The sequence below is a fragment of the Bacillus sp. PK3-067 genome (assembly GCF_056738645.1).
In genome coordinates this window covers 2376134-2392501 of sequence record NZ_CP096490.1, presented here as the reverse complement: position 1 = coordinate 2392501, position 16368 = coordinate 2376134, and the positions used below count along the sequence as shown (strand labels likewise).

Sequence of the window (16368 nt, the reverse complement as noted above, 5' to 3'; positions counted from 1 at the left end):
ATGAATTTTCGTCAACTTGTATATAATAATGTCACTCGTAATAAACGATTATACCTTGGACATTTTTTGAGTAGTACATTTGCCGTGATGATTCTATTTACTTTTGAATTGCTTGCATTTCATCCTAATTTCACTGGAAATCTTGTATCGACCAGTGAGACCATGAGTTCTTTAAGTACAAAAGGATTTAAAATTGCTCAATATCTAATTATATTTTTCTCCTTCTTTTTCATTCTCTATTCTATTACTATGTTTTTAAAAACAAGGAAAAAGGAATTTGGGATTTTATTACTCCATGGCATGTCTAATGCACAATTAAAAAAGCTAATTTTCATGGAAAATATGTTAATTGGATGTTCTGCAATTATTGTTGGGATTGGACTTGGATTAGTTTTTGGAAAATTAATCTTACTGATAAGTGGTTCCCTTTTCCTGTTAAAAGGTGGGCTTCCATTTCATTTTCCTACTAATGCAATTTTAGTGACATCTCTTATGTTTTTTATTTTATTTATACTTGTCTCTTTTTTCACTGTACGAGTAATGAAGGTATCACAGCTAATTGAACTCATGAAATCTGAAGAAAAACCAAAAGCGGAACCAAAGTCATCTAAATGGCTAGCTTTCTTCTCAATTCTTTGTATTTGCATTGGATATGCCTCAGCGTTTTATTTGGATATAGCATTAAAAAAAGGAATTGAGATATATGTTCTATTACTATGTGTTTTCTTAACTGTATTAGGAACATACTTTTTATTTACTCAGCTCAGCTTTTATGTCATTACAATATTGAAAAATCGTCAATACACTTTCTTTAAAAAAACCAATATGTTAATGATTTCAGAGTTAACATATCGAATGACAGATAACGCACGAACACTCTTTCTAGTAAGTATACTTTCCGCAGTTGCCTTTACCTCTATTGGTGCTTGCCTTTCTATTGGAAATGGCGCATTAGCGGAAGTTAACAGTCCTTATGCATTTGAATATAAATCATATAAACACAACAAGGAGGAGGCATTTCATATTGCTCAAATAGAGAAACAATTACATAATGATGGATTCTCATATAAATTAGTAACTTCTACTGGTTTTAATACAACAAGTCACGCAACACCAATTATGAAACTGACTGATTACAACGCAACTGCCAAAACACTAGGATACCCAGCAGAAACGTTAAATAAGGAAACAGACAGTCTAATCCTACCATCAAAAATATATTTGAGAGCAGCTTCTCAAGAGGAATTAAAGAAAATGTCTTCATCCCTTACACTGGAACACGGTAATATGAATTATAATTTTTCTGGTAATAAAATATTAATGGATAATATTATCAGCCCATCTAATAATTTTTCTGTCGTTGTTTCGGATTCAATGTACGAAACAATTCTAAATACACCGTTAGAAGAAGCAAAGGTCGATCAGTATATAGACTATCGTTTCTTAATTAAAAACATGTATGAAACAGCAGATGTGGCTAAAAAACTTACAGAGATAATTCCAAATGATTATAGAAACGGACGCCCACCATTTATATTTGATTCCCCGGTATTAAAATGGTTAGAAGGTAAACAAGTGAATGCGATACTATCTATTCTTAGTGTACTAGTAGGAGTTGTATTTTTCGTGTTTACAATTAGTTTTCTTTACTTCCGTTTATTTACAGATTTAGATCGAGATAAAAGCCAATTTCAAATGCTTTCTAAATTAGGGTTAACTAAAAGAGAGATAAAAAAAATTGTAACCCAACAAATTAGTATATTATTTTTTATACCTATTGTGATTTCTGTTCTTCACAGTAGCGTGGCTTTCTTGGCAATAAGGTTTTTAGCACAGAGCAGGCACATAGACTTACCTATTGCAGGAAATTCTATTTTCATCTTCACGAGCTTTATTAGTGTACAAATAATTTACTACCTTATTATTAGAAGAAATTATTTGCGTCAAATACTGAAGTCCATATATTAAAGTGGAAAATGAGAGAAATGCTGGTGGTATTCTGTATATATACCTCTTACTTAAAATCAATTTTTTAGTAAGCTAATTAAATTCTTTATTTTACCAATGGAGTAACAACATATCTCTATCAAGCTAAGAAAATAAAATTCCTCTTAAAATGAAAAAATACGTTATTCCTTCTGCATAATTAGAGAAAGGAATAACGTATTTTTTACTTTATGGATAGTGTAAAATCTTAGCTTGAAGTCGATGTGATGTGCTCCTTTTTTAATTGATTCATGTTTATTCATTATCCGTGCAATCTTTTTTATCTATTATTCTTTATAAATTGCAAAATTTAAAACAGGCAAGGAATTCTATTTTTTATAAACAGGTGGAATACTTTATGGGAAATTGAAAATATCTTCTGGATCGTATTTAGCTTTCACTTGAGTCAATCGTTTGAAGTTTTCACCATAATATAAATCTGACCAATCTTTCATTATTCAAGGTGAAATAAAATTGTTTGCAAAGAGATTCTTCCGATATTTGGTATCATATACCTTAGCTAAATTAGGTAGAGAAATAGAATTTTTTTAACAGGAAAATAATTTATAGTAGGAAGAATATAATTATATTAATGTGTTTTGAATTGTACCTTTAAGGAGACGTTGTCAATGAGAAAATATTTCTATTTCATTGAGCGAAAAAACAAGTGGATAACGTATCACTAACCCATAAACTACGTGGTTCCTCCTCAACATTGGAAGGAGAGTATCAGATTGAAGAAAATTTATTTAAAGGCTATTGACAAAAGTAATTGGAAAGAAGCAATTAGACTTTCTGTTAAAAAAGAACAACAAACATTTATTGCATCCAACCTTTATTCTATTGCAGAAGTTCAATTTCTAGATAACTTCTATGCAAAAGGTATTTATTTTGATGAGAAAATGATAGGATTTACTATGTTTGGGATAGACCCTGATGATAAAAATTATTGGATTTATAGACTTATGATTGATGAAGAATTTCAAGGGAAAGGTATAGGCAAACAAGCTATATATCTAATTATTGATGAGATAAGACGAAATAATTACACCAATATTCCGTTAATCATGATTGGATATAATCCTGAAAACCTTACTGCAAAATTTGTATATAAAAAAGCAGGATTTATTGAAACCGAATTATCATCTTGGGGTGAACAGTTAGCTGAGTATTCCCTATAAGCACTTGAATTTTCCACAATGACTTTTAAACTTAAAGTAATGGGTCAAATAGTTGAGCAATATAAGTAGAAATGATTAAACTTTTTATAAAAAATAATCAACTGAAAATATTAAGAACGTGTTTTGGTTATTTTTTTCAAAACACGCTCTTTTCTTTGTCTACCTGCTAGATTCAGCAATGAAAATATTTTTAAAAGGATTTGGACTGTTAGCACTACACATACTGTTTAAACTGACAGCCAACGTATGTTTACCGCCAAGTGTACCTTCAGTAAAAGTAATGAATCCTGGAATGTCACCTGTATGTTCCCATATTGGGACACTGCTTGGAAGCTTAGTTTCATAGATTCCAAGACCGTATGAATAAAAAAACAGAAGGAGTCTATCGTGACAGACCCCTTCTAAAAAAACAATGATTATATACATATTGGAAATAAATTTATTTTACTAATAGTGAATATTCACCATTTTTATCATCAAATTTATACACATTCAGATAATATTTCCCTGGTTTCGCTACGAATTTCCCCTTTATAGTATTTCCTTCATCTTCACCACAAGCTACATAATTTTGCATATCTGATTCATGATAAAGTACCCATGTCATCCCAATATTTTGTTCATTTACCACAGAAATCTCTACTTCTTTTGGATCTGTAACATTAAACGTATAAACATCTGTTTGATCAGGAGTAATCAGATTTCCTTTTACAAGTTTATTAAACGGGAGTACCTTCTCCTCTTCAAGGGATTCACCTATTTGCGGATCTTGTTTTACAGTAATTTTTGTTTGTTCTTTACTTTCTTTACCTCTACTATCTTTTACTGTTAGTTCCACAGTATAAGTTCCTTTTTCTCCATATACATGGGTAGGATTAGCTTCTGTACTTGTTGTACCATCTCCAAAGTTCCATAGGTAAGAAATAACTTTTCCATTTTCACTTTTTGTACCATCGCTATGAAATTGAATCTCTTCATTTACTATCCCGCTGTATGGTCCATTCATATTTACTATAGTAGTCGTTTTTTCTTTTTCCTCTGTCGCAACACCATGAAAAACAATATCATATTCAAACTGGTTAGCTGCATTTACACGATAGTTTACAAAATAAGCTGTAACTGTTTTATAGCCGCTCCACCCTTTTTGGGATAACTGCTCTAAAGTTTGGTTTACTTGTTTACTCATCGCTTTCCAATCTTCAGACTCACCTTTTGATGTACCACCTGTGTACTTGCCTTCCACAATAAATGTATTAAAGAATTGCGACTCATATTTTGTAATTTGTGCATCTTTTATATTTGCTACATCCACAATTTCATTTTTCACTTCAGCTAACGGCTTCGGTGCGTGTTGAATTAAATAATCATTTGTTACTTGCGGTATATTATATTTATCTTGATTATCAATCAACTGCTGCATATACGCTTGATATTCTGCATTCAATTGTGTATTGTTGCTCAATGATTCACGATACGAGTCATACTTTTTCACATCATTTGCACGAATTAAATCTTGAAGCTTATCAAATGTTTCAAATTGATGATTATACAAATAAGACTGTAGTGCAAAGGAATACTTATAAAAGTCCCATGATCCATATTTTGAGAACAAAGTTTGCTTTACTGTATAACGGCTTGCTGGATCAGATGATAAGCCACTTATCATACTTTTACGCGGAACAACATTATTTGTACGTGTAGATCCTGCAAAAAATTCTGCATTCCCTTCTTGGAACCAAGTTAATCGTTCATTTTGATACATTTCTCCGCTTCCAAATAAACCAGGAACCTCATATCTTCCTTGTAAATAGTGAGTGAATTCATGACGGAACAACTCTTCTAAACTATAAATACTCTGCTTTGGCGTACGCTCATATGTAAAGAAAGTCCCCTTCTCTTCAATATAAATTCCACCGTTGTTTGTTTCATATCCATATAATTGTCTATTTAATTGATATTCATCTGGATTATTATAAATTACTATTGTTAGTACATCATCAGCATTACCCGGTTCTAGTGCTTTATCATTTCCAATTACACGGTGATATTGTGCTTTTACTTCCTTGGCTGCCCAATATAATCTCTTAATTTTTTCTTCTGTTACTTTATCTCCCGTCTTAAAGACAATAGATCCGTCATCAAATATAATTTTTTCAAATACGTAGAAATATGGTTTAACCAGTAATCAATGATCAGATCTTCTTAACTTAAGTAAACCTAAATCTATTTGTCTCCATACAGAAAGAGATAAATAGTTTTGTTCCTATTCATGAAATAGTACAATATATGCAAAATTACATATCTAATTAATTGCTTTTAATGTTATATTTTAATAGCGATGAATGCTATTATTTCATAAGTTGTCAACAAGCGTTATGTATGTATGAGAAAAAGGAAGGAGCCAAATAGGCCCCTTCCTTTTTCTACTAATTAACTAAATTACTCTCTGGTAAAAATTTAAATAGTAATGCTCATTTACAGGCGTCTCATTATGCATTAAACATGCTAACTTAGCTTGCTGTCGGAAAAAATAAAAACGATAGCATTAAGTTATTAAGAGACAAAAATTCATCAACACGAAGACAGATTTGTCTTGGCTAGATAAATTTGGTGATAAATACAGGAAGTAACTCTTACGATTCAATGATTCTTTTTCCTGCCTTCTACCCTTGCCACTTCTGTTTCATGACTTGTAAATAGAGATCTTCAAACTCGTTAAAATGGACGCGAAAAACACCTAATGTATCGATATAAGCAGAAATCACATCTTTTTCATTAAAATGGATACCTTCCTGTGCTAAGTCATAGCTATCATTAAGGCTGTATAAATCAAAATATTCTTCTTCCCAATACAGGCCTCTATTTACTAGTAATCGAGTAGAGCAAGTAATAGCTTGTTTAATATTCCATTTCTGAGCTACTAACTTTTCATTTAAGACTGAAAGAAGGATGTTTACCGAGGGGTTTTCATCAACTATGCGGCTATATGACAGTAAAGCCGATTCTATATATATCAGCTTTGCTTTAGACATTAAAGATATCTCCATAATTTCATATGGCGGGTGATCATTTGCTTCAATCAACCTATCGCACCATGAAATAACCTCCTCTCTATTCCAAAGTCCGCAGCCTAGTCCTAATGCATACAAGTGGGCTAAAGTTTGATAAGATTTCAATATGGTTCACCTTCAATTTAACTGTATAGTGGTATTGCATTCATTTTGGAAATAATCACGCTTAGTAATAAATATAATAAGCTGCCCAAACGGACAGCTTATTTGCATTAAAAACGCTACACATGAACTTTTTCTTTCTTTCGACGCACAAGCCACCAAACTAAAGATAACAGTACTAGGGGAAACGGAAATATCTGAATAAACAAAAATACTTCCCAAAAATCGTGCATCGTACTACCAGGGGAATCTGTTGCCATCCCGCCAATAAAAAAAGACAATGGAATGACAAGTATATTTATACCTAAGCTAATCATTAGGAATGATAGATTTTTCTTCCAGATTACTGGTAATGCAGCCACGATTAATAAAACCAATGCAGTACCCAGTATAAGAAACAGTGCTCCAAATAAAAATACAAAGTATAAAATAGCATTGATTAAAGGTTCCACAATAGCCCTCCTAAGGATTCATTCTATAGAAACACTCATGTTATTTAGAAAGTCAGGATGCTATACCTCTTAGTTGTCTTTCAATTTCTTCATCGCTATAGTCTTCATTTATCTGCTTAGAATACTTAATCTACTTGCTTATATTCTGGACTGCGTTAGGACATATGTTTCTATTGTACAACCAGCTAGCAAGAAACCCACACTTATCCCTGCTAATACGGTACCTTTAAAGGCTCTGTTCATATTCATTTGCCCCTTTTATCTTTTCGTATTTTTTCTCCATCCATAGACAGTCCATTATGAACGTTTTCATTATAAGTATTGTCTGCTCCTTACTATCTGTTTCGGCCCTGATTCTTCTCGTTTACCGTTTCAGTATTACGCTTCAATTCGCATTATCATCACATAAAAAGGACATACCTATTCATATATATACCTTTATTATTTTATATTGAAATAAATAATGGTTCAAAGTTATTTTGTGAAAATTATACAAAAATTAATAATTCATCAATTACCCAACAATAGATAATATGGATAAAGAAAAAATACTAGAGAATATCACATTGTAGTAGTCTCTAGTATCTTTTCATAGTATTTTAGCGGCTATGCAATACGGAGGGATAAAAAAGGACCTCTTACGGAAAGATAAGAGGTCATCAAAAAGATAAAAATGTTGTATTTGAAACACGCGAGTTTCTAATTCACATCATAACACAATATATTTGTATATTCAATATATACATTAAAGATAAGGAATATTACATCATTGAAGATTACGGTGAACCAGGAGATAGTGTTAAAAATGAACCTACTTTGCGCAACATTTTCCCGAAAAAGTATGCGGATGTAGCACCTGCTAAGACATTTTGAATAATCTTTGCAACTGCTACATCAACGGGTAATTTATTATATTTCCAATCTAGAGAATCAATTGTCCAATCCCATACTTTTAAAACTAGTGAAATAGATCTTTTTAATTACATACTTAATTTATTTTTTAATGTCCAATATTTTTCTCCATTAGCTTCAAAAGAGAATTCTACCCATCCATTCGGATCTTCACGATAAATAAAGATGGTTGTTCCAGGAGTTACTGTACCAACTTTATTCTCCTCGACAGCTACATCTGGTCTACTTTTAATTTTTAAATTAAATGGATAAGGTACCTGATAGTAAGTAGCTGATGATACAACATTTGAGCTTGAACCGTCTGCATACATTTTATATGGAATTTCATTAGATAACGCGTCGACATCTAATGTTTCAGGATTCTTTGGTAATTTTTTTGCATATGTATAGTCTTCTACACGAAACGGTTTAATACGTTCCATAATACCCGCAATTTTCTTAGCCCAGCCTTTATCTGATGCATATTTCACGTTCATGCCAGTTAATGTTGACCCGTTATAATACATACCACTTTCTTCTAAATATCTTTCTCGTACATAATTAGCGTTATAAGCAATACTATCGCCGTAGCTTGGTAAATATTTCGCATATTTAAACGGATCTCCATCATATGCACGTAGACCGAATAAATTATGTTTTTGATATGCGATTTCTGATTTTCCGTATCCAGATTCTAAAATCGCATGCGCCGCTAAATAATGAGCACTCACGCCATATTGATTTTGCGCATTGATAAAATCTTGTCCATGTCCAACTAAGGGACTATCTGAATGATATTTTGCAATAAAACTATCAATCTCTTGAGCTGTAATTTTCGAAGCCACTGTTAAATTTAAATCTTCATATGAGGTAGCAGTAATAACCTCTTTTTCATCGTTTAAATTTTGTTGTAACATATCTGTTTTTGCAGTAAGTTGAGCAGCTTCAGCACGTGTTATAAATCTATTTGGTTGCCAACCGTTCTCGGTACCATTAGAAATTTTTAAATCTATTAAAATATTGGCATGTTTTTCTCCCCAATGCCCTTTTAAATCTTCAAATCTAACCTGCTCGTTATGATTTGCTGTGCTTTGTAGTTTATATGCATTTACTAGCATGGTAGCCATAGCAGCACGAGTTACTTTTCCGGATGGATTAAAGATTCCATTACCTTCACCTTTAACAATACCAGCTTTTTCAGCAGCAGCAATATAAGGAGTAGCCCAGTGGTTTTGTGAATCTGTAAAAGATGGTTTTGCATTAGGCTCAATTTTTATACCTAAAACTTTTGTCATAATTTTTGTAGCCGAAGCTCTGTCTAAGGAGTCATTTGAACCAAAAGTTCCATCTGGATAACCATTTAATACCTGTTTATCAACTAAATAGTTAACGGATTTATCAGCCCATGTAGGAACATCAGGGAATTTATGAGTATCTGCTAAAATATTAGAAGAATAGGATAATATAGCTCCTGCAAGGATACCTGTTGCAATTAATTTGTGCTTCATTAAAATAAACACCTCTACCATTGTATTTATCAAATTGAGATTTTCTATTTTTATATTTACATGTTTGTAATAATAATAAAATCGTATTATCACGCATTCAATTTGATGTAACGAGTATAGTTACTTATATACACAAGTGTCAATGAATTTCTTTTACAAAAATACATAATATTTACATGATTTTATAATTGACTTATGTATAAATTTTGTAAAGGACCTTTTGATAGATTTTACCTGAAGAAATCTCTTTAGTTGTTAATTTGCCAATCTTTCTCGTTTACTATTAATCAATTAAAAAAAGAATTTTTTGTTTGAAAATCTTAAGTTGATGGATGTGTGAACGTACCGCTACTAAAATTCTTGCTTTTAATTTATTATTACTGTATTATATTTACGTATCAATATAAGGATTATATTATATAAAAAGGAATCAAGTCTATAAGTAAGATTTAAATCCTTTTCCAATTCAAAAAGATTTTGCCAAAATCTAATATAATTTATGCTTATCTTTTTAGTATGTATCTAGTAAAAACATATTTTTTATCCATAGAATTCTGTTTTCAATGATATGAATTAGTGTTCTAAACAAGGAATCCTACAAAGTGATCTGAAAAACCTGAGAGATATTGTATGTAGTTTGCTCATCTCCAGGTACTACAATAAAAGAGCCTTACCTCTCTAGGCAAGACTCTACTAGTTTAGTTGTATACTATTTACATGATAACTAAGAAACAGAAAACATATAACACCAAATAACAGCACCCTATTACTCCTCCTACAGCTAATACCTGTTTAACCCAACTCTTAAATTTTTGATTACTGTAAATCGCTTGCACTCTTTCCATATTTCCTCCTATTAAGGAGAACCCTTAAAGACTCTCACCTCGCTATAGTACCATTAAAAAATAAATAATAGAGATCTAATGTATAAATATGCAATATTGCATACGGAAATGTATTGTTATTATTGTAAGCGCTTACTATAATAAAGTTATAAAGATTTATTACATCTTAATACGAAAAAGAGGAGAGAATAATATGGAAATCGCAATGGCAGTTTTAAAATTTATAGGTGGAGCAATCCCATTAATTCAAGAACTACTAAAAGCATTTATGTAAATTCACTATTTAGCAATTATTTATAAAAATTATTATACAAATGATCTGTATATCAAAAATGAATTGGTTTACAGATCATTTGCGTGATCAAGGTCCCTTTAACATGACTAATGGGCCTTTTTAAAATTTTTAAATAATTAAGGTTACGTCACATCACCATCAAGTTAGCAAAATAAAATGAAACTTTAACTTGATGGTGATGGGGTAACAGTTGTGATTTAGAGATAAGATCAGATTATACAAAGTTTTGCACGTCAGCGATACCGGAAATAAACTTCGCCTTTAGTAGCAAGAATCCCCAATAAAGATAGTCAACTTGCCTATTTAGGAATAAGAGTGTCAATTTAAATAATGCATTCTGAAACACTACTCTTCTTCTAAAATAGCGTAATAATATTCATCCCACCATTCATTCCCATGTGGTATACACTTCCTGAAATAGCCTTCTCTTCTCATTCCAATCTTCTCCATTACTCGATATGATGGGGTATTTTGTGGCTGACATGTAGCTATAATCCTATGTAATTTCATTTCCTTAAAGCCATATTCCAATGTAGCTTGTGCTGCTTCAGAAGCATATCCTTTATTGAAATATTTAGGATTGAACACCCAACCAATCTCATATGTATGCTTACCAAAATATTTATGAAAAACTATATGACCAATCAGAATATCTTTATGAATTAATACTACAGGAAAGTTCTTAGCGTTTTCACCAATGTTTTCATTCACAAAGTTTCTTGTATTTTCTTCAGTAAAAACCCCTTCAGGTATGTATTTCATAACATTGATATCTGATGTATACTCATGAACAGCTTGCCAATCTTTGAACTCAAATTTCCGTATTAATAATCTTTCTGTTTTTATAAACATTTACTTTTCCCCCTCAAAAAATTGCAACTATATTTTAAATCCACATTTAACCCTTAAAACAAAAAGAACTTGTAGGACTCTCTACAAGTTCTTTTTGTTTTAAGGTGAATATACGAGCCAAACAAACTATCTTACAGATTGACTGTAGAAACTTTAGGGGTAATGCTTTGACAAATATATTATATAACAAATATTAACATCCACAGGATTTATTTTTGAAAATTATGTGAATTAAGAAAGGAAGTAGTTTTTTCTTAGCTATTATTATTATTAACTGACGGTATCATTATATTTTATTCTGCAACTTATTTAGAAGAGCTATGTACATTTCGAAGAAGTTCTTCAATAAGTTTTGTTTTTTCATTTACCTTTGTGGCATATGTGAAATCACCATAACAATATGGATACCTAAAATTATTTTTATTTCCACCACAAGTATACATCGCTGGATTTTGATCAACTTTCATCTTAGAAAACTTTTTGGCTGAATCCTCCGAGTGTTGTTTAACTTCTTGACTAGCAACAAAATCAATATAACCTGGCCCCATATTATAGCTTTGAATAATTGTATCCATGCTAACATCCTTGTCCGTTCCATATTTGTACATTTTAGCAAAGTGTTTTACCCCTTGTTCAATGCTCAAGCTTGTCTCTTGAATTTCATTTGGCTTTAATCCAAGTGATTCAGATGACTGCATAGGATCGTTTCCCTCACCTCTACTCTCTTGATACATAATTCCTAATAAAATTGGTGTTTTCTCTCCTAAATTATATTTTTCTAATTCTTTTTTTAAGGTAGACTCATATTGCAATACACGTTTTTCGGTGGCTTGCGCTTTATTTTGTTGAATATTGGTTTTATGATTAAAATATAGCATTCCAAGTATTATTACTAAGCCTAAAATACTAATAAGGAACACTTTTATAATTTGTTTTTTACTTGTATCCTTCATATATTCCTCCTCGTATAAAAAATTTAATTTTTCAAAGGTAATTGGTTATTTACAAACTATGTAATGAACATCTATCTCCCGCCCTTTTTAGACTCAAACATCAATACTTTAAGGTTTTAAGTTTAATATAAAAATTTAAAGATAAGGTAAAGATAAGATAAAGATAAAATAAAGGGTATTTTTTAGCGTACTTTAAAAGATATTGCTACAAAGGGATATATGGGACAACTTGTTGATATGAATGGATTTAGTGATAATTGAAAGGTTATTGTACAAGTTATTAATTATGGAGACATCATTCCAGAAGATTTAATCCATCTTTTCAATATGCTTTATATAAAAACCACAACATAACATATAATAAAAAACGGCGAACCCTCCATCTAGGAGAATCCACCATCACAAATAATTGATTATTTCACACCTAGTTTTTTTGCTTTCTTAGGGATCCCGTCTTCCAGCACTTCCTCTCAAGCTGTTACACCTGGAATATGATGTGATTGCATTTGAAACAGGGCTTTGGGAAGCAGCAGCTGTTCAGCAAAATTTTGATAACTCAACCGCTACAGAAGCGATGAAACAATCCTTATACTCTGTATGGAAAACTGAGGAACTTGAACAATTATTTACCTATATGAAAGAACAAAAAGAAAAAGGAAAGCCACTCACATTAGCTGGTTTTGATATGAATTTGTTTTATAAATCTTCATTCCGCTCTTATGCAAAAGAATGGTTGCAAAAAGTAAATCCTGAAGTAAAGAGTGAATTTGATACAGCAGTGTCAGAGTTGATTGAACTGGATAGGTATTACAATAAAAATAAAACATATCCCTATGATCGGTTTAAAATGGAGATACAGCCCGTAATTAACAAGTTTGAAAAGGTTAGAATGTTTATTCAGAATCATAAATCTGAATTGATTCAAGTTACACCACATCCTACGTATGATGTGAAAGTCATAGGTGGCATCTCCTCACCTAACCTGACAGACTATTCTTTTTATATCCGAGATCAAAAAATGGCACAAAACTTCGCATGGCTAACTGAAATGCAGTATGGAAACAAACTGGCCCCCTTTAACAAGTAATAATTTGTTCTGCACCCATGTTGATAATTCTTCTGGTAATCGGAATGTAACGGAACCATGTTGCTCTTTTATAATGACATAGGGATTGCGGAATTCTTCTTGAATGCCGATTCCAATCACTTGATACAATTTCCTGCACTGACTCGGAAACAATATATTTGGAATGTCTAATGATTCAATTTCATGAAAAGAATGACGGAATCTCACATCCATTGCAAATACCATCACACCAACTCCCAGCTATACGTAAAACACAATTAGTATACCGATGAGATCTATGTTACGTGCAGAAATCCCCGTTTTCTCCCCAGACTTATCTACAAGAATAAAAAAGGAATGACAAGATATGTTCCCTTTTCACTATTTGTTTTCTACACTTTTAATTCCAATATTTCTAGATGCTGAATAGATCCGCCCCCTGGCAGGTAGACATCTTCCTCCTTCAGCAGGTATACGGAACTTTCCGTTTCTACTAGTGATGGAAGATTGCGCACGCCAAATAATAATACTTTTCCCCTATTGCCCAAATGACGTGGGGTATGCATGGAAATCGTAAGGTTGTTTATGCATGTAATTGTTCCTGTTCTTAAACATTTTCGGGTATCTATTTTTATTATGTTTTGCTTTTGTAGTATTTCTTATTTTTATTGTTTGATTGTTATGACTGGCATTTGCTCGTTTTCGGAAATTTCACTGTAACCAAAATAAAGTAGAAAAAACAATAAAATAATTGTCCAAATAAATATAAACACTTTATAACTATACTTCATATGAAAAACCTCATTTTCCCTATATAAGTGAATGTACATACACCCTATAAATCTAATTACATAAATTATCGGATGTTTTAGTAGTAGAGAATCATTAAGTATTAGGAATTGTTATTCATAAACATATCCAAGAATTCTTCAAAAAAATATCATCTAGGCATTTTAACATTTCATCAAAATGCACAGATGATATTTTGTACGTTTAGCTTGGTAATGCTTTTTATGTAATGAATTCTTATCTCTATTTCACCTTAATGTTTATATGTACAAGAGTCTGTGTAGCAATTAGACTGTACTTTAAATATGTACTCAATTGTGTGTGGGAAAGGAAGCACATTTTATTTAAAGTGGTTACTTTAAAGCCCTTAATTAGTTGGTAGTCTTCTTCATTCAGACAAAAAGGAAATTTAAAGTGTGCATGTACTTTCAACTCAGACTTTTTACTACACACACTCCTATACACATAACAATATTTATAGTTTTTTGTAACATTACGGAAATAACAAGAAATAATACCGAAACATTTATGATATATTGTAACAACTTAGCAACATTAATGTAACATAACGTGTATAATCGCACAATACTTTTTAACTAAAAATCAATAAATTTATGTAAGCACCCATAACGTATTACATATTGTTTGTGAAACCTTTTAATGAACAAGTATAAGTGGATGGCGGGAATTGAACCCACATCAGAGGTTCTGGAGGCCCCTGTTTTACCCTTAAATTATACCCCCTCGTGGTCGGAATGACAGGACTTGAACCCGCACATTCAACGGCTACTAGATCCACAATCTAGCAAGTCTAGTATTTCGCCACAAACTCCATAAAAATAGAAAAAGACCACCGAATGTACTCGATTGTCTTTTTGCCATGCATATCTGCACAAGAAGTGTATACTTCAAACCCTTTAATATTTTTAGCTATGAGCATACTTATAAAACTCTAAAAACTATTTGATAATCTTTTAGAATCTAACTTTCTTTTAATACTATTTGCTATTTCTTCAATATTTTCATTTAGAAAGAAATGATTACCTTCAAAAGAATGAAAAGTACACGTTTTACTTGTGTATCGTTCCCATTTTATTACTTGATCATATGTAGTAAATTCATCATTTTCCCCATTAAATATAAGAAAATCAATATCACATGGTTGTGTATTTTTGTCATGAATATACGTCTCAACGATTTTAAAATCTGCTCTTAGAATAGGGAGAAAGATCTGCATTAATTCTTCTGATTGCAGTACCCCAGATGGTGTACCTCCCATTGCAATAACTTCTCTTTTAAATTGCTCATTAGAAAGATTATGTCGGATATTTTTTATTTTACTATTTGGATGATTTCTACCGGACAAAACAAGAAATTCAGGCGATACGTTTTTAGAATCTTTTATTTTTCTGGCTACTTCATAGGCGATCAAACTTCCCATGCTATGCCCGAATAGAATGTAGGGCGAATCATCTATCTGCATAACTATTTTATTGTAGACATCATTTACTGCCTCTTCCATACTTTGGTACAAGTTTTCTTCAATTCTATATCCTCTACCAGCTAACTCTACCGGGACTACCTCAATATATGGATTAAAGTGATTTTTCCATTTTGCGTAACTAAAAGCAGATCCCCCAGCATGTGGAAAGCAAAAAAGTTTAGTCTTCTGCATTGATTTTCTCCTTACTTTCAAATTTGTATATATTTTGGAAAATTGCATAAATGTCTTTAATTATTATCTCTTGCGGAAATTCATCCCTTGTTGCACAAGCAGATAACTTATAATTTGGATCAATGTTATATTGTTTAAAGTAAAAGTTTTTAGGTATATTCTTGTATGAAATTAAAGTTCGTGATTCTTTTTTTATAGAGAATGAATTTAATGGGGTATAAAGCCCTTTTCCAATCGTTTTTATATAGCTTTCTTTTAATGTCCATAAATCAAAAAAACAATTAATTTGTTCATCAGAATTCATATTAGATATATCATAAAATTCATCCGCTGAAAAAAATTCTTTTGCTAATTTAAGAGCCTCTATCTCTGAAATCTTTTCTATATCAATACCCACATTAAAATTAGCAGTAGTACAAACCACCCATTCTCCTGAATGTGACAGATTAAAATGAAAGTCAGAAAAATTTTCAACAAAAGGTTTTCCATACTCATTATATTTAAATCTAATTTCTTCATTATTAATTTTATACTTTTGGCAGATTAGAGATCGGATTAGTAAATCCCCTATCAGGGTCCTATTAACGTCGCATGAGTTTAATAAACGCTTTATTCGTTCTTTCTTCTCATTTGAAACCAAGTTACTAAGTTGCTTAAACAAATGACTTTCAATATTCTTTGGTATTTTCACAGCTTGAATGT

At 31.5% G+C, this 16368-nt stretch carries 12 protein-coding genes and 6 pseudogenes; 6 read left to right on the top strand and 12 right to left on the bottom strand.

Going from position 1 to position 16368, the window contains the following annotated elements:
• Nucleotides 1-1968, top strand: coding sequence for an ABC transporter permease (locus tag M1D73_RS12330; RefSeq protein WP_100655373.1), 1968 nt, complete (start codon nt 1-3; stop codon nt 1966-1968).
• A 374-nt stretch (nt 1969-2342) separates the two neighbouring features.
• Here the strand turns inward: M1D73_RS12330 and M1D73_RS12325 are convergent.
• A pseudogene (locus M1D73_RS12325) lies at nt 2343-2441 on the bottom strand (BBE domain-containing protein); the annotation flags it as partial.
• Nucleotides 2442-2720: 279 nt separating this feature from the next.
• Between M1D73_RS12325 and M1D73_RS12320 the strand changes: the two are divergent.
• Nucleotides 2721-3167 (top strand): GNAT family N-acetyltransferase, encoded by a 447-nt coding sequence (locus M1D73_RS12320; protein WP_000725627.1) that lies wholly within the window; start codon nt 2721-2723, stop codon nt 3165-3167.
• 159 nt (nt 3168-3326) lie between these two features.
• On the opposite strand, the pseudogene M1D73_RS12315 reads toward M1D73_RS12320, so the two are convergent.
• The 4 genes and pseudogenes from M1D73_RS12315 to M1D73_RS12300 all read right to left on the bottom strand — a co-directional run.
• A pseudogene (locus M1D73_RS12315) lies at nt 3327-3527 on the bottom strand (peptide hydrolase); the annotation flags it as partial.
• A 79-nt stretch (nt 3528-3606) separates the two neighbouring features.
• A pseudogene (gene colA, locus M1D73_RS12310) lies at nt 3607-5313 on the bottom strand (collagenase ColA); the annotation flags it as partial.
• 517 nt (nt 5314-5830) lie between these two features.
• Nucleotides 5831-6343: a hypothetical protein gene (locus tag M1D73_RS12305; RefSeq protein ID WP_000844534.1), complete on the bottom strand. Its 513-nt coding sequence runs from the start codon at nt 6341-6343 to the stop codon at nt 5831-5833.
• Nucleotides 6344-6459: 116 nt separating this feature from the next.
• A complete protein-coding gene (locus M1D73_RS12300) occupies nt 6460-6792 on the bottom strand; it encodes a hypothetical protein (RefSeq protein WP_000433525.1) in 333 nt (110 codons plus the stop codon).
• A 747-nt stretch (nt 6793-7539) separates the two neighbouring features.
• Between M1D73_RS12300 and M1D73_RS12295 the strand changes: the two are divergent.
• Nucleotides 7540-7647: pseudogene (locus tag M1D73_RS12295) on the top strand (peptidase M56); the annotation flags it as partial.
• Here M1D73_RS12295 and M1D73_RS12290 read toward each other — a convergent pair.
• Together M1D73_RS12290 and M1D73_RS12285 are read right to left on the bottom strand one after the other, a co-directional pair.
• Nucleotides 7635-7748: pseudogene (locus tag M1D73_RS12290) on the bottom strand (polysaccharide deacetylase); the annotation flags it as partial. The pseudogenes M1D73_RS12295 and M1D73_RS12290 sit on opposite strands and share 13 nt — an antisense overlap.
• Before the next feature lie 24 nt (nt 7749-7772).
• On the bottom strand, nt 7773-9191 hold the full coding sequence (locus M1D73_RS12285) for an S-layer homology domain-containing protein (protein WP_000680977.1): 1419 nt from the start codon (nt 9189-9191) through the stop codon (nt 7773-7775).
• A 933-nt stretch (nt 9192-10124) separates the two neighbouring features.
• Here M1D73_RS12285 and M1D73_RS12280 point away from each other — a divergent pair.
• Entirely contained in the window at nt 10125-10310 is a 186-nt protein-coding gene (locus M1D73_RS12280; RefSeq protein ID WP_001987408.1) for a hypothetical protein, read from the top strand.
• Nucleotides 10311-10676: 366 nt separating this feature from the next.
• On the opposite strand, the gene M1D73_RS12275 is transcribed toward M1D73_RS12280, so the two are convergent.
• Nucleotides 10677-11183: a GNAT family N-acetyltransferase gene (locus M1D73_RS12275; protein WP_100655376.1), complete on the bottom strand. Its 507-nt coding sequence runs from the start codon at nt 11181-11183 to the stop codon at nt 10677-10679.
• Nucleotides 11184-11488: 305 nt separating this feature from the next.
• A complete protein-coding gene (locus M1D73_RS12270) occupies nt 11489-12136 on the bottom strand; it encodes a lysozyme family protein (protein ID WP_000655735.1) in 648 nt (215 codons plus the stop codon).
• A 213-nt stretch (nt 12137-12349) separates the two neighbouring features.
• Between M1D73_RS12270 and M1D73_RS12265 the strand changes: the two are divergent.
• A pseudogene (locus tag M1D73_RS12265) lies at nt 12350-12472 on the top strand (vancomycin resistance histidine kinase VanS); the annotation flags it as partial.
• A 160-nt stretch (nt 12473-12632) separates the two neighbouring features.
• On the top strand, nt 12633-13223 hold the full coding sequence (locus tag M1D73_RS12260) for an erythromycin esterase family protein (RefSeq protein ID WP_100655377.1): 591 nt from the start codon (nt 12633-12635) through the stop codon (nt 13221-13223).
• On the opposite strand, the gene M1D73_RS12255 is transcribed toward M1D73_RS12260, so the two are convergent.
• The 3 genes from M1D73_RS12255 to M1D73_RS12245 form a co-directional block, all read right to left on the bottom strand.
• Nucleotides 13176-13448 (bottom strand): hypothetical protein, encoded by a 273-nt coding sequence (locus tag M1D73_RS12255; RefSeq protein WP_002164541.1) that lies wholly within the window; start codon nt 13446-13448, stop codon nt 13176-13178. The genes M1D73_RS12260 and M1D73_RS12255 overlap by 48 nt on opposite strands.
• Nucleotides 13449-14943: 1495 nt before the next feature.
• Entirely contained in the window at nt 14944-15666 is a 723-nt protein-coding gene (locus M1D73_RS12250; protein ID WP_100655378.1) for a thioesterase II family protein, read from the bottom strand.
• Nucleotides 15653-16357, bottom strand: coding sequence for a 4'-phosphopantetheinyl transferase family protein (locus tag M1D73_RS12245; protein ID WP_000701202.1), 705 nt, complete (start codon nt 16355-16357; stop codon nt 15653-15655). The genes M1D73_RS12250 and M1D73_RS12245 overlap by 14 nt, the downstream gene beginning before the upstream one ends.
• Nucleotides 16358-16368: the final 11 nt, after the last annotated feature.